This is a genomic window from Kitasatospora sp. NPDC058478 (assembly GCF_042720345.1).
GTDB lineage: Bacteria > Actinomycetota > Actinomycetes > Streptomycetales > Streptomycetaceae > Kitasatospora.
The window spans coordinates 1-16,670 of sequence record NZ_JBHXML010000003.1 but is presented as its reverse complement, the minus strand read 5'-3'; the positions used below and the strand labels follow the sequence as shown (position 1 = coordinate 16,670).

Here is a 16,670-nt window from a genome sequence, read left to right as displayed (position 1 = left end):
GTAGCCACCACGGCTGCGGGCACACGCGGGGCATGGACGAGGAGCGGGTGGTGAGCCCGGCCCTGCCCGGGGCAGACCTGCCCGGGGCGGCGGTCCGTCCGGCCCGGGCCGGACGCGCGACCCGAACCGCCGCGCGGGACGGCGGTCGGGACGACAGGACTCCGCCGCGAACGGACCGGGAGCCTGCCCTGCCACGGCCGGCCGAGCAGCAACCCGGCGGCCTTCGCGTCGCGGTGCGCCGGGAGGGCCGCGCGCGGGTGGTCTCCGTCGAAGGCGAACTGGATCATGGCAGCGCGAACGGGCTGTGGACGGCGCTGTCCCGTCCGGTGGCCGGGGGCGAGGAATGGATCGTCGTCGACCTCACCGGCCTGAGGTTCTGCGACTCCACCGGGCTGAACCTGCTGCTGCGCGCACGCCTGGACGCCGAGGCGGCCGGCCTGCGGCTGGAACTCGCCGGTCCGAGGCCCGTGGTGGCGAGGCTGTTCGCGATCACGGAGGCCGATACGGTGCTGCGCATCCACCCCGACCTCGACGCCGCTCTGAAGACCGCGGACCCGCCGCAGCGCGGCTGCGACGACGTGGAGTGAGGAGAACCCGGCATGAAGAGCTCCGGGGAGGGAGCGTTGCCGAAGGACTCCGGCCAGCGGCCGAGCGGCTCCGACCGGACCAGGCGGCTCGTACTGGCCGGCAGTGAGAGCGCGGTCCAGCGGTCCCGGGACTTCAGCCGTGCGGCGTTGCTCGCCTGGCACTGGCTGCCCGCGCCGGATGCCGGGCGGCTGGCGGCGGCGGAGGACGTGCTGCTGATGGTGTCGGAGCTGGTCACCAATGCGTGCCTGTACGCGCCCGGCGGTCCCCGGGAGCTGCGGCTGGGCTGGGACGGCGAGCGGCTGCGGGTGGAGGTCTCGGACGCCAGCCCGGCCGCGCCGCGGCTGCGCCCGTTCGCGGACCCGGGCCGTCCCGGCGGCCACGGCCTGCGGGTGGTGGACCGGCTGGCGCGCGACTGGGGCTGCCTGCCCGAGGGCGAGGGGAAGCTGGTCTGGCTGGAGGTCGCGCCCCCGGTGGATCCCGGCGCCCTCCAGCTCTGACCCCCCGGGAACAGGGGGTCAGGTCTGACCGGGGTGCGGCTGGGGCGGCGGCTTCGGGTCGGGGTCCTCGCCCGGCTTCGGGGCGGGGTTCGGGTGGGGGGCGGCTCGGTGTCCGGGCCCGGGGGAGTCGGGATGGTCATCCTGACCGGCGTGGTCGGCATGCGCGTGCACCCGTAGATAAGGTAATAAACCGCCCAAAGCATGAATTGGAAGTCGTGTGTCGGGTAGAGAACGCATGACGCGGCCGTGGATCGCAGCCAGTCGCGTCCGCACCCTCGCCGGGTGCCACCGGGACCGTCGCCCGACGGAAGCCGGGCACAGGTCCTCCGGAAAGCAGCCCCGTCGCGTTCGGCGCGAGCCGCTCGCGGTGCCGGGCGTTCGCCCCGATGCCCCAGGAGAGAGCCACCGTGTCCACCATGATGGAAACCGGTCGCCCCACCGACCGGACGGCCGCCCCGCCGTCCGGCCTGCCGCCCGACGTGCCACCCCGCCCGACGGACGCGCAACTGCGCGCGATGGGCAAGTACGAGGCGCGCGAACTCAGCGACACGCTGTTCGAGCGCCTGGCCGCACTCGCCCGCGAAACGCACGCGTACAGCTACGTGCGCGGCACGATCATCGAACTCAACATGCCACTGGTGCGCTTCATCGCCGCCCGCTTCCGGCACCGCGCCGAGGACATGGACGACATCCTCCAGGTCGGCACGATCGGCCTGATCAAGGCCGTCGACGGCTACGACCCGCAGCGCGGCGTCGAGTTCGTCACCTACGCCATCCCCACCATCGCCGGCGAGATCAAGCGCTTCTTCCGCGACACCTCCTGGCCGGTCCGGGTCCCGCGCGGCATGCAGGAGCTGTACCTGACCGTCGCCCGCGGATCCGACCGGCTGGAGCAGGAACTCGGCCGCCTCCCGCACCCCGACGAGATCGCCGAGGACCTCCACATCACCGTCGAGCAGGCCACCGAGGGCCTGGTCGCCGGCCGCGTCTACCGGCCCGACTCGCTGGACGCGCCGCGCGAGCAGGACCTCGACGAGAGCGGCAGCGCCATGCTCGACCGCCTGGGGGCCTGCGACCCCGGCATCGAACTCGCGGAGTTCCGCACCGCCGTGCGCCCCCTGCTCGCCCGACTGTCGTGCCGCGATCAGACGGTGCTCAAGCTGCGCTTCTGGGACGGCTGGACCCAGTCCGAGATCGCCGAGCGCATCGGCGTCTCCCAGATGCATGTCTCCCGCCTGCTCACCGCCACCCTCACCAGCCTGCGCGAGCAGTTGGAGGACCGCGACGCCCCCGGCTGGGCGGACGAACCCGCAGGTCCGGCCGAACCCGAGGGAGCGGACGACTGTGGAGCGGACGACTGTGGAGCGGACGACGAGGGAGCCGCTGAACCCGAGGCGCCGCGCTGATTTCCCTCCCTCCCGGGCGTTTCCGGCCCCCCGCAGCGGATAGCCGCGCTGCGGGGGGCCGCCCTGGGCGAAGCGTGATGAAGCGTGATGAAGGAGGAACACCGTGTCTCCGAAGGTTTCCGACCACGTCCGGGTCGAGCGGTTGCCCTTCGACGGCGCCCCCGACCCGGCGGGCGGCACCGTCACCCCCGGCGCGGGCGGCGCCCCCGGCCACGGGCTGCGCCCCGCACCCGCCCGAGCGGATGCGTACCGTACGGCGTGAACCGCCCGACCGGCCGGTAACGGAAGGAGCCGACACCATGACCCGCCGACCACCGACCGGCCGTGCCCCGGCGCCGGGTGCCCCGGGGCCGGGCGGGTTCACCGCACGGGCCCGGCCGTGGGCCGGCGGCACCGTGCTCGCGCTGGACGGCGAACTCGACCTCGACTCGGTCGGTGCCCTGCACACGGCCCTCGACGCGGCCCTGGCCGTGCCCCTCACCGTCATCGTGCTCGACTGCGCGGGCCTGGAGTTCTGCGACTCCACGGGGCTCAACGCGATGCTCCGGGCCCACGCCCGCGCGGCCGCCGAGGGCAGCCGGATCGAACTGGCCCGCCCCCGCCCGCTGGTCCTGCGGATGCTCGAACTGACCGGGGCCGTCGAGGTCTTCGTGCTGCGGGACGCGCCACCGGAGTGAACGCGCGGCCCGTCGCCCCGGGCCGCGCGGGCCCCGGGCCTCGGCCCGTCGGACCGACACCTGTCCTGCCTGTCGCCCTTCGCCCTCCGGTGGCACAGTGGGAGCAGGGCGGCGGCCCGCCGCCCCGGGGTCGGGGCGCCCGGTCGGGCACCCCGGGCGTGCGGCGGACCCGGGCGGTGGAACGGATGGACGAGCGGCCGGCACCCGGCGCCGATCCGGCCGAGCAGGCCCTGCGGCATCTGCGCGCCGGGCTGACCGCCGTGCGCGACGGGGACTTCGCCACCCGGCCCGCGCCCGAGCGGCCCGGCGTGCTCGGGGAGATCGCGACGATCTTCAACACCATGGTCGACCAGCCGTCCGCGTTCGCCGGCGAGGTGACCAGGATCGCCCGCGAGGTCGGCAGCGAGGGCCGGCTCGGTGGCCGGGCCCGGGTCGAGGGCGTCTCCGGCACCTGGAAGCGCCTGCTGCACGCCCCCGACGGCCGCGCCGGGCTCGACCTGCTGCGCACCCGCCCCGAGACCGACCTCGTGCTGATGGACGTGATGATGCCCGGCCTCGACGGCTACACCGCGATCGCCGCCATCCGCGCCGACGAGCGCTTCGCCCGCCTGCCGGCCATCGCCGTCACCGCCAAGGCCATGCCGGGGGACCAGGACAAGAGCCTCGCCGCCGGCGCCGACGACCACGTCACCGAACCCGTCGACACCCGACACCTGCTCGGCCGGATGCGGCACTGGCTGGACACGCCATGACCGCCGGGCACGAGCCCTCGGACACCACGGCCCGGGCCCTCGCCGAAACCGTGCGCCGGCTCCAGAGCACCGCCGCCCGGGTGCAAGCCGACGCCCGCGCCCGCGCCGTCGTCGACCTGGCCACCGGGATCCTGGCCGAACGCCTCGGCCTGCTCCCCGCCGAAGCCGCCGCCCGACTCGCCAGGCTCGCCCGGGAGGCCGCCGTGCCCGTGGCGGCCCTGGCCGCCGACATCGCCGGGATGTCCGGCCAGCCACCTGGCCAGCCACCCGGCCAGGCACCCGGGCTGCTCGCGGGCACAGCCGAACCCGTGACGCCCGCGCTGGCCGCCATCGCTGATCTGCAAGGCGTCGCCGAAGCCGTCCTGGAGCAGACGGCAGATGCGCTCGGCGCGCACGCCGTCGCGCTGTGGCTGCGGCTGCCGGGTGGTGTGCTCGCCCTCGCCGCGCACGCCGGGCTGTCCGCTGCCGAGGCCGACGCCTGGAGCCGGGTGCCACCCGGCGTCCCCACCCCGGCCCAGCGCGTCGTGGTCGGCGGCGCGGAGCTGTGGCCCGGCGATCCGGAGGCCGCAGGCCCGTCGGTGGGGGCCGGCTCGGCCCGGGCCGTCCTCCCGCTGATCGACGCAGGCCGCCGCCGGGGCGCGCTGGAGGTCCTGTGGCCCGCCCCCGCCCCCGCCCCCGCCCCCGCCCCCGTGCTCGGCGGGCCCCAACGCCGTCGGCTCCACGCCCTCGCCGACCTCTGCGCGACCCTCCTGGCCGACGCCGACGCCGACGCCGACGCCGACGCCGCCCCCACCCCCGTCCCCGTCCCGCCCGGCGACGACACCGCCCTCCTGGAGGGCCTGCCCACCCCGGCCCTGCTGCTGGAGCCGGTCGTCCGCCGAGGAGAGGTCGCCGACTTCACGCTCCTGCGGACCAACGCGCACTTCCGCGATCCACTGGGCCGCCCCCGGGACACGCTGGAGGGCACCTCGCTCCTGGAGGTCTACCCGGCCGCGTGCGCCGGCGGCCTCTTCGAACGGCTGATCCGGGTGCACGAGACCGGGGTCCCGTTGCCCGGCGAGCGGGTCCGGCTGGTCTTCCAGCAGGGCGGACTCGCGCTTCCCGCCACCGTCCTGCTCGCGGCGGCCCCCGTCGGCGGCCGCGTGCTGGTCGGCTGGCAGACGGAGACCGCGCGGGCCGGTGAGGCCGAGCAGAGCGCCCTGCTGCGCCAGGCCCAGCGGTTGGCCCGGGTGGCCGGGTTCGAGGAGTGCCCGGCCGACGGCCGGATCCGCTGGAGCGACGGCCTGCACGAGATCTACGGGCTGCCGCCCGACACCGACCCGGTCCCGCTGGCCCAGCTCGCCCGGCACGCCCACCCCGACGACGAGCCCGCGATCCGGCGCCTGCTGGACACCGTCCAGCGCCGGCACCGGACCGCCTCCGCCGTCGTCCGCCTGGCCGACCAGGACGGCACCCACCGGTACACCCGGGTGATCGCCGAGCCTCTCCTCGACGACCACGGCCGGCTCACCGGGGTGCGCGGCGCCTTCCACGACGTGTCCGCCCAGCACCGTACGGAGGTCGCACTCGGCGCCACCCGGGCACGCCTGGCCGACAGCGAGCAGGAGACCGCCGACAGCGAGCGACTGGCGCTGCGGCTCCAGCAGGCCCTCCTGCCCGCCGCTCCGCCCCCGCTCGGCCCGGCCGGCCTGCGCGCCGCCGTCCGCTACCGCCCCGCCGCCCAGCACGACCGGGTCGGCGGCGACTGGTACGACGTGCTGCTGCTGCCCGACAAGCGGGTGCTGCTCACCGTCGGGGACGTCGCCGGGCACGGCGTCGGCGCGGCCACCGGCATGGTCGCCCTGCGGCACGCGCTGCGCGGCCTCGCCGTCACCGGGGCCGGCCCGGCCCGGATGCTGGAGTGGGCCAACACCGTCGCCCTGCGCGAACCCGGCCAGATCACCGCGACGGCCGTCTGCGTGCTCATCGACCCGGCCGTCGGCGAACTGCGCTGGGCGCGGGCCGGGCACCTGCCCCCGATCCTGGTCGGAGCGGACGGCGCCCAGGTGCTGCCGCTGCCGCACGGCGTGCTCCTCGGCGCCCTGGACGACGCCCGGTACGAGGAGCACACCGCCCACCTGCCGCCGGGCGACGTCCTGGTCCTCTACACCGACGGCCTGGTCGAACGCCGGGACCGCCCGGTCGAGGAGTCCGTCGACCAGCTGATCCGCGCCGCCGGAGCCCCCGGCCCCGACCTGGAGCGCTACCTCGACCGGCTGCTGGAGCTCAGCCCCGCCGACACCGACGACGACACCTGCCTGATCGCCGTCCAGAGCCGGTAGCCCCCTGCCGCGTGAACCCCGGTCCCCTCGCCCTGAGCAGGCCCGCGAAGCGCGGCGTTAGGCACGGGCCCGCCCGGGTAGGCGCGGCCCTGCGGGGGCGACCGGAACCGGACGACGGAGAGGACTCCCCATGTTGCTGCTAGGACTCCTGCTGATGGCGGCGGCCGGTGCCTTCGCCGGACTGCTGATCGCGGACAACCTCTCCGGCGGGCCCGACTACCAGGCGACGGTGCTGGGCATCCGCCTGCCGGCGCTCGACAGCCTGGGCATCTTCCTCGCCGGGCTGGCCCTCGCCCTGCTCTTCTGCCTGGGCCTGGCCCTGATGGTCCTGACGGTCCGGCGGTCCCGGCGAACCCGACGCCCCGTCCGGCCGGCCGCGCACCGGGCGGCCCACCAGCGGTCCCAGCCGGTGGTGCGGCCGGACCCGCCCGAGCGACCCCTCCCGCCCGACGGGGGCGAGCAGCCCGCGCCGCCCGAGGAACGCCCCGCCCAGTAGGGCGGCCAGGACGTCGGCCTACCGGTCGAGCCCCCGCGCGGCGGCCGGATCCGCCACCTGTTCGGCCACTGAGGCGGCGACGCCCCCGGAGCCGATCCCACGACGACCACGGGCCCCTCACCGGGCCGGGGAAGGACGCGACCGCATGACCGGACCACGGCCTTCCGCCGGACGCCCGCTCCCCACGAGGCCGTGGGCGCAGCGGCTGCCGCTCCGGGCCCACCCCGGGGCGGCCGCCGACGCCCGGGCCTTCACCGCCGAGTTCCTGGCCGACGTCGGCGACCCGCTGCTGGTCGCCGACGCCGTCCTGCTGGTCTCCGAACTCGTCGGCAACGCCCTGCGCCACGCCGGCGAGCCCGGGACGCTGCTCCTGATCCGCGCCACCGGCCGGCTGCGGATCGAGGTCAGCGACGCCAGCCCGCGCCCGCCGCTGCCCCGGCCCCCGCACCCCCCGGACGAATCGGGAGGCCTCGGCCTGTTCCTGCTGAGCCGGCTCACCCTGCGCTGGGGCTGGCACCCGTCGGGGACGGGCAAGACGGTGTGGTGCGACCTGCGGCTGGCCGCGAGCTGATGGTCTGTCGGCGGCCTGCCGGGCGGGTGTTCCGCGTCCGGGAGGAGCGGTGTCCGCGCGCGGCCACCCGGCGCCACCGGGTGCCGGTCGCGACGCCGGAGCGCCGGACGCGCCACGCGCGGTGGCATCCTGACGGGGCAGGTCCGTCCGTGGGCGTCGAGCACAGCGAGGATCCAGTGGCCGTGAACCGACCGTCGCCGTCCCCGTCCCCGTCCCCGCCGTCGCCGTCGCCGCGCGGCGTCCTGGGTTGAGCGGCGTGCGCCGCCGCAGCCGGTTGACGGAGATCGCCCGCAGCTGGTGGCAGGTCCTGCGGGCGGCCGTCGTCGGCGTGTGGGAACACGGCCGCACCATCGAACTGCTCCAGCGCTCGATGGCCTTCGCGGCGCTCTTCTTCGTGACCCTCGTGCCGCTGCTGATCGTCATCGCGGCCGCCTTCCCCTCGCGCGGCAGCGGGATCTCCGAGTGGATCACCGACGGCCTCGGCCTGAGCGGGCCGGGCGCCGACGCCGTCCACCGGCTCTTCGCCTCCCGGGGCCAGGTGCTCAGCACGACCACGGGCTTCGGCCTGGCCGCGCTGGCGGTCTTCGGGGTCTCGTTGATGGCGTCCGTCCAGGGCGTCTACGAGCGCGTGTGGGAGCTCGACCGCGGCCCGTGGCACGCGGTCTGGCGCCAGACCCTCGGCCTGGCCGGGCTGATCGGGTACATCGTGCTGGCCGCCTCCAGCGGCATGCCCTGGCACCACTCGGCCGTCCAGCCCTCCTTCCGCATCGCCGTCACGACCGTCGGCGGCCTCCTGCTGTTCTGGTGGCTCCAGCACCTGCTGCTCGCCGGACGCGTCCCGCCGAGGCAACTGCTGCCCGGAGCCGTCGCGACCATGGTGGCGCTGGCGGGCCTGCGGCTCTTCTCCCGGCTGGTCTTCGCGCCGCTGCTGGTGTCCAACGCGGTCTCCTACGGGACGGTCGGGACGGTACTGATCGTCCAGTCCTGGCTGATCGGCGTCGGCTACACCGTCTACGGCGGCGCGCTGGCCGGGCGCGCCGTGGTCCAGGCCCGCCGCACGCCGTAGCGCCGGCGCCAGGCCGGGTGGCCGGTGCTACGGCGTGCGGGTGGGTTAGGGCGCGGCGCAGCGGGCAGGCGCGCGGGCGGCCGGGAAAGGCTCGGCCACCGTACACGTGAGGAGGCCCCAGATGAGCATGGTGAAGGAGACGGTCGACGTCGACGTGCCGCTGCACGCCGCGTACAACCAGTGGACCCAGTTCGAGGAGTTCCCGCGCTTTATGGAGGGCGTCGACGCGGTGACCCAGCTGGACGAGCGCCACAACCACTGGCGGACCAGCATCGGCGGCGTCACCCGCGAGTTCGACACCGAGATCATCGACCAGCTGCCCGACGAGCGGATCGCCTGGCGCACGACGGACGGCGACGTGCGGCAGAAGGGCGTCGTCACCTTCCAGGAACTGGACGACCGGCACACCCGGATCAACCTGGCCATCAACTTCCAGCCGGAGGGGATGGCCGAGAAGACCGGCGACATGCTGGGCATGGTCGACCGCAGGGTCAAGGGGGACCTCCGGCGCTTCAAGGACTTCATCGAGGACCAGGGCCGGGAGGAGGGTGGCTGGCGCGGCCGGATCACCCCCGGCTGAGCCCCGTCACGGTCCACGTCCCCTGATCACGCCCCCCTGACCGCACCCCCCTGGCGGCGGCCCCGGCTCGAACGGTCGGGGCCGCCGTGTGCCCGTGCCCCGCCGGCGGGCACGGGCACGGAAGTGGCGCCGCTGCGGGGTCAGCGGTCCGGGAAGCGGTGCCGCTCGACCAGCCGGGCGAAGCCGTCCCACAGGGCCGGATCCGCCGGCTCCTGCGGGTCGTGGAGCGCGACGCCGGCCAGGCTCCCGGGCGCGTCGTAACCGCCCGCCCGGGCCAGGTCGACGCCGGAGCCGAGCAGCGCCGCCGGCTTGCCGTGGCGCAGCGCCTCGGCGAGGAAGCGGACGGCGTCCGGATCGGCGGCCAGCGCGGGCCCGGCGCCGTCCGGAACCACCACCGCGTCGTACAGCACCGAGGCGGTGGTGGGCAGCGGGCGGTCCACCGGCAGAGGGTCACCACCACGGGCGGCCACGTGACCGCCGTGCGCGGCCAGCGTCTCCACGACGGCGCCCTGCGCGCCCAGCCGCTCGTGCGCGGCCCGCACCTGGCCGCCGTCGACCCCGGGCGCGGCCAGCACGGCGACCTTGCGGGTACGGATGCCGCTGCCGCGCAGGTTCTCCAGGCTGAGCGCCGGGGAGACCCGGGGGCCCGCCGCCTCGCCGCCCTTCGCTGCCGCCCGGTCTCCGGGTGACGGCTGCGGTTCGGGCACGCCGATGCGCCGGGCGACCTCCGCCGCCAGGTCGGGGTCCACGCGCACCAGGTTGCCGACCATCCGGCGCCGCACCTCCTCGTCGCCCACCTTGCCGAGCTCGAACGCGAACGCGGCGATGATGTGCCGCTGCTCCCAGCCCGCCATGCTGCGCCAGAACAGCGCGGCCTGGCTGTAGTGGTCGGCGAAGCTGGGGCTGCGCCGCCGGATCGCCCTGCCGTTGACCCGTTGCTGGTAGTGCTGGAACACCCCTTCCGGCAGGTGGCCGCCGCCCATGGTGAACGGGCAGCCGCCGCCCACCGAGTTCGGTGCGTAGCTCGTCCCCGGGTGGATGGCCTGCTGGCCGTAGCCGTCGCGGTGGTTGGTCCGTACGTCGGCCAGCGGGCGGTTGACGGGCAGCTGGCCGAAGTTGGGGCCTCCCAGGCGGATCAGCTGGGTGTCCAGGTAGGAGAAGTTGCGGCCCTGGAGCAGCGGGTCGTTGGTGAAGTCGATCCCGGGCACGATGTTGGCGGTGTGGAAGGCCACCTGCTCGGTCTCGGCGAAGAAGTTCTGCGGGTTGCGGTCGAGGACCATCCGCCCCACCGGACGCACCGGCACCAGTTCCTCCGGGATCAGCTTCGTCGGGTCCAGCAGGTCGAAGGGGAAGGCGAACTCGTCCTTCGCCGTGACCAGTTGGACACCGAGCTCCCATTCGGGGAAGTCCCCCGCCGCGATCGCCTCCCACAGGTCCCGGCGGTGGAAGTCCGGATCCCGCCCGGCGGTGACCTGGGCCTCGTCCCACACCTGGGAGCAGACGCCGAGCCGCGGCCGCCAGTGGAACTTGACGAACGTGCCGCGCCCGTCCCGGTTCACCAGGCGGAAGGTGTGCACACCGAAGCCCTGCATCATCCGGTAGCTGCGCGGGATCGCCCGGTCGGACATCACCCACATCAGCATGTGGGTGGACTCGGGCTGGAGCGAGCAGAAGTCCCAGAAGGTGTCGTGCGCGGAGGCGCCGGTGGGGATCTCGTTCTGCGGTTCGGGCTTCACCGCGTGGACGAAGTCCGGGAACTTGACGGCGTCCTGGATGAAGAACACCGGCATGTTGTTGCCCACCAGGTCGTAATTCCCGTGCCGGGTGTAGAACTTGGTGGCGAAGCCGCGGACGTCCCGTACGGTGTCGGCGGAGCCGCGCGGTCCCTGCACGGTCGAGAAACGTACGAACACCGGGGTGCGGCGCCCGGCCTCCTGGAGGAAGTCGGCGCAGGTGAACCCGGCGAGCGACTCGTACGGTTCGAAGAAGCCGTAGGCGCCGGCACCGCGGGCGTGCACCACGCGTTCGGGGATGCGCTCGTGGTCGAAGTGGGTGAGCTTCTCGCGGAGGTGGAAGTCCTCCAGCAGGGTGGGGCCGCGGTCGCCGATGATGAGCGAGTTGTCGGTGTCGTCGACGCGCACACCCTGGTCGGTGGTGAGCGGGCCGTCCGGGTCCGGGGCGCGGAAGGCGTCGAGTGCGGCGTCCTTGGCGTCGGTGGTGTCCTTGGCGTCGGGTCCGGGGTCGGCGGGCGGCTCGGGCTGGGGGGTTTCGGGGTTGATGGGCATGTCGCGGTCTCCGTCCTGGGAACGGCGCGGGGCGGCCGGGCCGTCGGCCCCGGCTCGTGTCGGCGGGGCGGCTGCCCGATGGGCGGCCCGGCAAACCGCGCGCGAGCGGCCGTCGGCGCCGAAGCAGGAGGTCAGCGGTGTTCGGCAGAGGCGCGCGATGTTTGAGCGCGGTGTTTGAGTGCGGTGTTTGAGTGCGGTGTTTGGCACAGGGGCAGCGGGGGACACGCCGGAGTCGGGAGGGGAAGCCTCTGAGTGAGGAGACGGGCAATGTCGAACGATGCCATCGTCCTGTTGCGGGAGGACCACCGGGAGGACCACAAGGGGGGAGATCGGAGAGCGGATGCAGGCCGTGCGCGAGACCGCGCCGCGACCACGAAAAGCGGGAAGGAGCACGCGAATTCCTCTCATGTCTCAGCCAACGCGACCGCCCTATCCTGAGGGCGTGGAAGAACAGCCGGCCATCGGGCGCCAGTGGACGTTCCTGACCAATCACGCGCGCGTCCTGGTGCAGATCGCCCGGGACCCGGGCATCAGGGTGCGCGACGTCGCGACCAGCTGCCTGCTGACCGAGCGAGCGGTCCAGCGGATCATCGTCGACCTCGAAGAGGCGGGCTATCTCAGCCACCACCGGGTCGGGCGCTCGAACGTCTACCGCGTCATCGACGGCAAGCAGCTGCGCCACCCCGCCGACAGCGGCCCGACGCTGGCGGAGCTACTGGCCGTCCTGCTGCGCTGACCACGCCGCCGATGACAGGCCGATGACACCCCGATGGCACGCATGGCCGAACCCGATTGCACGCATTGCCATTGACGAATTTCCGTTCACGTATTGGTTGACGTGAGAAGGGATTCGGCAGACGCTGGAGATGTCGTCCCATGGCTCACAGGCAGGAGAAGAGACCATGCGCGGTAAGCCGCCCGTGGCGCGTCCCGCTGCCCCGACCCCGACTCCTCCATCCCCCGCGCCGCCCCCGCCACCCCCGGCCGACGGGAGCCTGCCCGCGGACCTGCACGTCGCCAAGGGCCTGCTGGTCCGGCTCGCCGTCGAAGGGGACCGGGTCCGTGCGACGGTCCGCGGCGAGATCGACCTCGACGTCGTCGGCGGCCTGGACGAGACCCTCGGACGCGCGCTGCGGGCCAGCGGCACCGGGCTCGACGTCGACCTGTCCGCCGTCCCCTTCTGCGACAGCTCCGGCCTCAACCTCCTGCTGGGCCTGCGCAGCACCGCGCACCGCACCGACCGCACCCTCGCGATCACCGCGGCCAGCACCCAGGTCGAGCGCCTGCTCGCGATCACCGAGACGACCGGCCTCTTCACCCCCGCCGCCACCGAACGCCCCGCCGACTCCCCGCACACCGAGAACGCAGACCCATAGCCACACGCCGACTCCCCCCTCCCCCCTGGCGCGGGCCTGCCGGTACGGATCAGGGCGATGGGGCCGAACTCGGCGTCGAACGCGGACGGGCCGCATGCTCGGGCGGCTGCGCAGGCGAAGAGGGGAGTGACGCCGAGGGCGACGGTGAGGGCCCGCCGGCCTCGGCGACGGCTTCGAGCACCGCGCCCTCGAACGCCTCCTTCGAGGCCATGGCCCCACCGGCATGCCCGTCGAGCTGCTTGCCGTTGAGCAGCATGGCCGGCGTCCCCCGGAATTCGTGGTCGCGGAACTCCTCCGTGACAGTGCGCACCCAAGCCTCGTGCGTTCCCTTGTTGACGCATTGCTCAAAAGCCGGTGTCCGCAGTCCGGGGACATTTTCGGCGAGCCGAAGGAGTTCCGCACGGTCGGCGAACCTGTCGTTCTTCTCCTCGGGTTGGTTGGAGAAGAGGACGGCATGGTAATGGGCGAATTTGGCCAGGTCCTGCGCGCACGCGACGGCGTTGGCCGCTCGCAGCGAACCCTTCCCGCCAAGGCCGGCGTCAATGGCCGCGAGGGGGTGGTACTCCAGGCGCAGCCGTCCGGACTGCACGTACTTCTGCAGTACCTCGCCGAGGCGCGCCTCGGCCGCCTGGCAGGCGGGGCAGCGGAAGTCCTCGTAGACCTCCAGGGTGGCCGGAGCCTTCTCCGCCCCCACCTCGATGGCCTTGCCTCCGGCCACGGTTCCGAGGGGCGCCAGGGCGGGCCGGTCGTCCTGGGACCGGTACGTCTGCACGACGACCCCTGTGATCACCGCAGAGGTCACGACGGCGGGCACGAGGCCGAATGCCATGAAACGGCGTCGACGCTTCGCGAGAATTTCCCGTGCCGCGCGTTCCGCGCGCCTGCGCTCATGTGCAATCAGCTTTCCATTTCGATTTGCCCGGCTCATGTTCCCCTCGTTCGCTGGTTGGTTTCTGAACGTTGAACCCGAATTATTCGGTGCGAGTTCTGCCCACGGAGGGGACGGAATACCTCTCCGCCCTTCCGCGTCCACCGGAAGAATTACTCCGGGCCGCCGTCTCGTAGTGGCCCTCAGCCGCCGGGTCGGTCCTGACCGGGAGTGACGCGCGGCGCTGAACCGGGCGGGGGTGTTCCGTCGCGCGACAACGGCCGGGGCGACTGGTCGTCAGTCGTCGGAAGCGTGTGATGACTCCCTGGCGCCGGAAGCCGCCGCCGTACGCCCGGACGCTTCGGCCGTCCTCGCCCTGCTGGGCGAGGCGGACGCCGAGGCGGAGGAGGCTGCCGAGGCGGAGGAGGCCGCGTGCGCCGAGCCCGAGGCGGTGGCGGCCGGGCCCGTCGAGGCGCGCGGGTGCGACGGGGTGCTCACCGGCGGGTGGAAGCCAGGGTCCTTCAGCGCGAGGTCCTCGACCGTCTTCCACAGCTTGGTGGCAGCCCCGTCACCGTCGATTTCGACCCGGTCGCCGTTGAGCACGGCCACCGGTGCGTCCGTGTGGAACTGTTTCGCGAACGTGCCGCTCTCGCGGCTCACCCAGCCCGCGTGCGTGCCGTCGTCGACGCACCGGTCGAACGCCGCGGACCGCAGCTCGCTCACCCGGTCGGCGAGCGAGCGCAGGTCCTGCTTCGCGTCCGGATCCTGCTTGCCTTCCGCGACGAGCACCTCGCGGAAGGCGGTGAACTTTCCCGCGTCCTGGGCGCACGCCGCCGCGTTGGCGGCCTGGGCCGAGGTCTTGCGGCCGTCGGTCGTCACCGGGTGGTATTGGATGACCAGGCGATTCTCGGCGACCAGCTGGCGGAGTGTCGGGTCGAACCGCTCGGCGAACTTCCGGCAGGCGGCGCAGTCGTAGTCCTCGTAGACCACCAGCGTGGCGGGTGCCTGCTGGTAGCCGACCGGGATCGAGTCCCCGCTGGACCCGGACGGGGGTTCGGCGTGGTCGGGTCCGAACCCCGGACGGAACAGGAATCCGCCGCCGACGACCACGGCCGCCACGGTGACGGCCAGCAGGACGCGCTTGCGGGTCCGGTGCGCCGACCCGGTCCGGACGGATTGCCGCCGATCGGACGGCGCGGGGGAGTCATCTGTCGGATTGGGGACATCCTCGTCGTCCCAGAAGGCCATGGGATTCGTTCCAATCGGTTCGACACTCGACGGCCGGATGTCGAGTGATTGCCTTGTTCCCCCCCCCGTTTATAGACATGAGCAGAGCGATGAGCTGCTCACCGTACCGATCGTCAATCAGCAATTATGCGAACGCAGCAACGCCACGACAGGGCGGTGGCCCGGAAACGGGTGTTCCCGGGCCACCGGTCGGGGCCGATCAGACCCCGGTCAGGCTGCGATCACTCGCTCCTCACTCCCTTCCGGTTCCGCCGAACCCTGACGACCACGACCAGCAGGGCGCCGAGGCCCGCCAGGAGCGCGCTCGTGAGGGTGAAGGGCACCACAGCGGCGCCGGTGTGCGGCAGGACCCCGCCGTTCGGGCCGGAGACGTTGCCGCCACCCGGCTGCGGGTAGCCGGCCGGCTCCGGTCCGTGGCCGACCTCCATCCCGTCGCCGTGACCGCCGTGGCCGTGGCCGTCACCCGGCTCGGGCTTGTGCTCGTTGCACTTGTCCCTGTCGCAGGGCGGGGTGCAGCGTGCGATCGCGGAGGACGGGGGAGTGGTGATCGGCGGGGTACCCGGCGCGGCGTTCGGCGGCAGGAAGGAGGCCGTCACGGTGTTGGTCGTGTCCTCCGTGATGACGCTGGAGCAGAAGAACCTCTTCTCCTGCCCGGAGGCCAGACTGAACGTCCCCGCAGCGGCGACGCAGGAGGCCTCCTGCTGGTCGTTCAGTGTGATGCCGCTGATGTCGACCGTGCCGGTGTTGGTGACGGTGATCCGCCAGTACGCCTTGCACTTGTCGCGGTCACAGTCCTCCTTGCCGTCGTTCTTGTGGAGAGTGGTCTCCTTGCCCCACGGACCGGACCCGCCCTCGGCGCAGTTGCCGGGGACGTCGGACTGGCAGACCTCCTTGTTGATGGCCAGCGAGGGAACGTTCGCCGTGGCCTCGGAGGGCGGGGTGGTGATGGGCGTCCCACCGGGACCGGGGAACGTGGCCGTGACGGTGTTCGTCGTCGACTCCGTCAGGTGCGAGCTGGAGCAGAAGATCTGCTTGTTCGCTCCTGCTGCGAGGTTGAAGGTGCCGGCGGCTGTGGCGCATGCCGGGGTGACGGTATCCGTCAGGGTGATGCCGTTGATGTCGACGCCGTCGGTGTTGGTGACGGTGATCCGCCAGTACGCGGTGGCGCCGGGCGGAACGGTGGTGACGCCGGCCCAGGGGCCGTTACCACCCTCGATGCAGTCAGCGGCGGTTGCCGAGGTGCAGACCTCCTTGACGATGGCCAGCGACGGAACGTTGGCGGTCGCTTCCGACGGCGGTGTGGTGATGGGGGTGCCGCCGGGTCCGGGGAAGGTCGCGGTGACGACGTTGGTGGTGGGCTTGGTGACGTTGGCGAGGTTGCAGAAGACCTGCCTGTTTGCTCCCGCCGCCAGGTTGAACGTTCCTGCCGCTGTGGCGCACGCGGGGGTCACGGCATCCGTCAGGGTGATGTCGTTGACCGGGACCGCACCGGTGTTGGTGACGGTGATGCGCCAGTAGGCGGTGCCGCCGGGCGGGAGGGTGGTGATGCCGGTCCAGGGGCCGTTGCCGCCGGGCCCGCAGTCGGCGGCGGTTGCCGAGGTGCAGACCTCCTTGACGATGGCCAGCGACGGAACGTTGGCCGTTGCTTCCGACGGCGGTGTGGTGATCGGAGGTGTGCCGCCCGGCCCCGGGAAGGTGGCCGTCACCACGTTTGTGGTCGAGGTGGTGACGTTGGGGAGGTTGCAGTAGATCTGCTTGCTGGCTCCTGCTGTCAGGTTGAAGGTGCCGGCGGCTGTGGCGCATGCCGGGGTGACGGTGTCGGTCAGGGTGATGCCGTTGATGTCGACGCCGTCGGTGTTGGTGACGGTGATGCGCCAGTAGGCGGTGCCGCCGGGCGGGAGGGTGGTGACGCCGGCCCAGGGGCCGCTACCGCCGGGCC

At 73.5% G+C, this 16,670-nt stretch carries 16 protein-coding genes and 1 pseudogene; 13 read left to right on the top strand and 4 right to left on the bottom strand.

The features are described 5' to 3' along the window. The first annotated feature begins 32 nt into the window (after nucleotides 1-32). From ACFWPT_RS02210 to ACFWPT_RS02160, 11 genes are all read left to right on the top strand, one after another. A complete protein-coding gene (locus tag ACFWPT_RS02210; RefSeq protein WP_380478846.1) occupies nucleotides 33-587 on the top strand; it encodes an STAS domain-containing protein in 555 nt (184 codons plus the stop codon). A gap of 12 nt (nucleotides 588-599) precedes the next feature. Next, nucleotides 600-1,085, top strand: coding sequence for an ATP-binding protein (locus ACFWPT_RS02205; RefSeq protein ID WP_380374360.1), 486 nt, complete (start codon nucleotides 600-602; stop codon nucleotides 1,083-1,085). 416 nt (nucleotides 1,086-1,501) lie between these two features. Then, nucleotides 1,502-2,491, top strand: coding sequence for a SigB/SigF/SigG family RNA polymerase sigma factor (locus ACFWPT_RS02200; protein WP_380374363.1), 990 nt, complete (start codon nucleotides 1,502-1,504; stop codon nucleotides 2,489-2,491). Nucleotides 2,492-2,594: 103 nt separating this feature from the next. Continuing rightward, complete coding sequence (locus ACFWPT_RS02195; RefSeq protein WP_380374365.1) at nucleotides 2,595-2,753, top strand: hypothetical protein; 159 nt, start codon at nucleotides 2,595-2,597, stop codon at nucleotides 2,751-2,753. Nucleotides 2,754-2,790: 37 nt separating this feature from the next. After that, nucleotides 2,791-3,168, top strand: coding sequence for an STAS domain-containing protein (locus ACFWPT_RS02190; protein ID WP_380478844.1), 378 nt, complete (start codon nucleotides 2,791-2,793; stop codon nucleotides 3,166-3,168). A gap of 185 nt (nucleotides 3,169-3,353) precedes the next feature. Beyond that, nucleotides 3,354-3,920: a response regulator gene (locus ACFWPT_RS02185; RefSeq protein ID WP_380478842.1), complete on the top strand. Its 567-nt coding sequence runs from the start codon at nucleotides 3,354-3,356 to the stop codon at nucleotides 3,918-3,920. Next, nucleotides 3,917-6,241: a PP2C family protein-serine/threonine phosphatase gene (locus ACFWPT_RS02180; protein ID WP_380478840.1), complete on the top strand. Its 2,325-nt coding sequence runs from the start codon at nucleotides 3,917-3,919 to the stop codon at nucleotides 6,239-6,241. Before ACFWPT_RS02185 ends, ACFWPT_RS02180 begins: the two co-directional genes overlap by 4 nt. Nucleotides 6,242-6,371: 130 nt before the next feature. Continuing rightward, the gene (locus tag ACFWPT_RS02175; RefSeq protein ID WP_380374374.1) at nucleotides 6,372-6,737 is read left to right on the top strand and encodes a hypothetical protein; all 366 of its coding nucleotides are present in this window, start codon (nucleotides 6,372-6,374) and stop codon (nucleotides 6,735-6,737) included. 145 nt (nucleotides 6,738-6,882) lie between these two features. Further along, the gene (locus tag ACFWPT_RS02170) at nucleotides 6,883-7,308 is read left to right on the top strand and encodes an ATP-binding protein (RefSeq protein WP_380478838.1); all 426 of its coding nucleotides are present in this window, start codon (nucleotides 6,883-6,885) and stop codon (nucleotides 7,306-7,308) included. A gap of 256 nt (nucleotides 7,309-7,564) precedes the next feature. After that, the gene (locus ACFWPT_RS02165) at nucleotides 7,565-8,374 is read left to right on the top strand and encodes a YhjD/YihY/BrkB family envelope integrity protein (protein WP_079136563.1); all 810 of its coding nucleotides are present in this window, start codon (nucleotides 7,565-7,567) and stop codon (nucleotides 8,372-8,374) included. 121 nt (nucleotides 8,375-8,495) lie between these two features. After that, nucleotides 8,496-8,954 (top strand): SRPBCC family protein, encoded by a 459-nt coding sequence (locus ACFWPT_RS02160; protein ID WP_063352569.1) that lies wholly within the window; start codon nucleotides 8,496-8,498, stop codon nucleotides 8,952-8,954. Nucleotides 8,955-9,094: 140 nt separating this feature from the next. On the opposite strand, the gene ACFWPT_RS02155 is transcribed toward ACFWPT_RS02160, so the two are convergent. Beyond that, nucleotides 9,095-11,239 carry a catalase gene (locus tag ACFWPT_RS02155; protein WP_380478835.1) on the bottom strand — a complete coding sequence of 715 codons (2,145 nt, stop codon included), beginning with the start codon at nucleotides 11,237-11,239 and terminating at the stop codon, nucleotides 9,095-9,097. Between the two features lie 406 nt (nucleotides 11,240-11,645). Between ACFWPT_RS02155 and ACFWPT_RS02150 the strand changes: the two genes are divergently transcribed. Together ACFWPT_RS02150 and ACFWPT_RS02145 are read left to right on the top strand one after the other, a co-directional pair. Beyond that, on the top strand, nucleotides 11,646-11,975 hold the full coding sequence (locus tag ACFWPT_RS02150) for a helix-turn-helix transcriptional regulator (protein WP_380478833.1): 330 nt from the start codon (nucleotides 11,646-11,648) through the stop codon (nucleotides 11,973-11,975). 166 nt (nucleotides 11,976-12,141) lie between these two features. Then, nucleotides 12,142-12,615, top strand: a complete 474-nt coding sequence (locus ACFWPT_RS02145) for an STAS domain-containing protein (RefSeq protein ID WP_380478831.1) — start codon at nucleotides 12,142-12,144, stop codon at nucleotides 12,613-12,615. Between the two features lie 49 nt (nucleotides 12,616-12,664). On the opposite strand, the gene ACFWPT_RS02140 is transcribed toward ACFWPT_RS02145, so the two are convergent. From ACFWPT_RS02140 to ACFWPT_RS02130, 3 genes and pseudogenes are all read right to left on the bottom strand, one after another. Further along, nucleotides 12,665-13,543 carry a DsbA family protein gene (locus ACFWPT_RS02140; RefSeq protein ID WP_380374388.1) on the bottom strand — a complete coding sequence of 293 codons (879 nt, stop codon included), beginning with the start codon at nucleotides 13,541-13,543 and terminating at the stop codon, nucleotides 12,665-12,667. Nucleotides 13,544-13,780: 237 nt separating this feature from the next. Next, nucleotides 13,781-14,731 carry a DsbA family protein gene (locus ACFWPT_RS02135; RefSeq protein ID WP_380478829.1) on the bottom strand — a complete coding sequence of 317 codons (951 nt, stop codon included), beginning with the start codon at nucleotides 14,729-14,731 and terminating at the stop codon, nucleotides 13,781-13,783. Nucleotides 14,732-14,952: 221 nt separating this feature from the next. After that, nucleotides 14,953-16,670 (bottom strand): annotated as a pseudogene (locus ACFWPT_RS02130) (hypothetical protein); the annotation flags it as partial.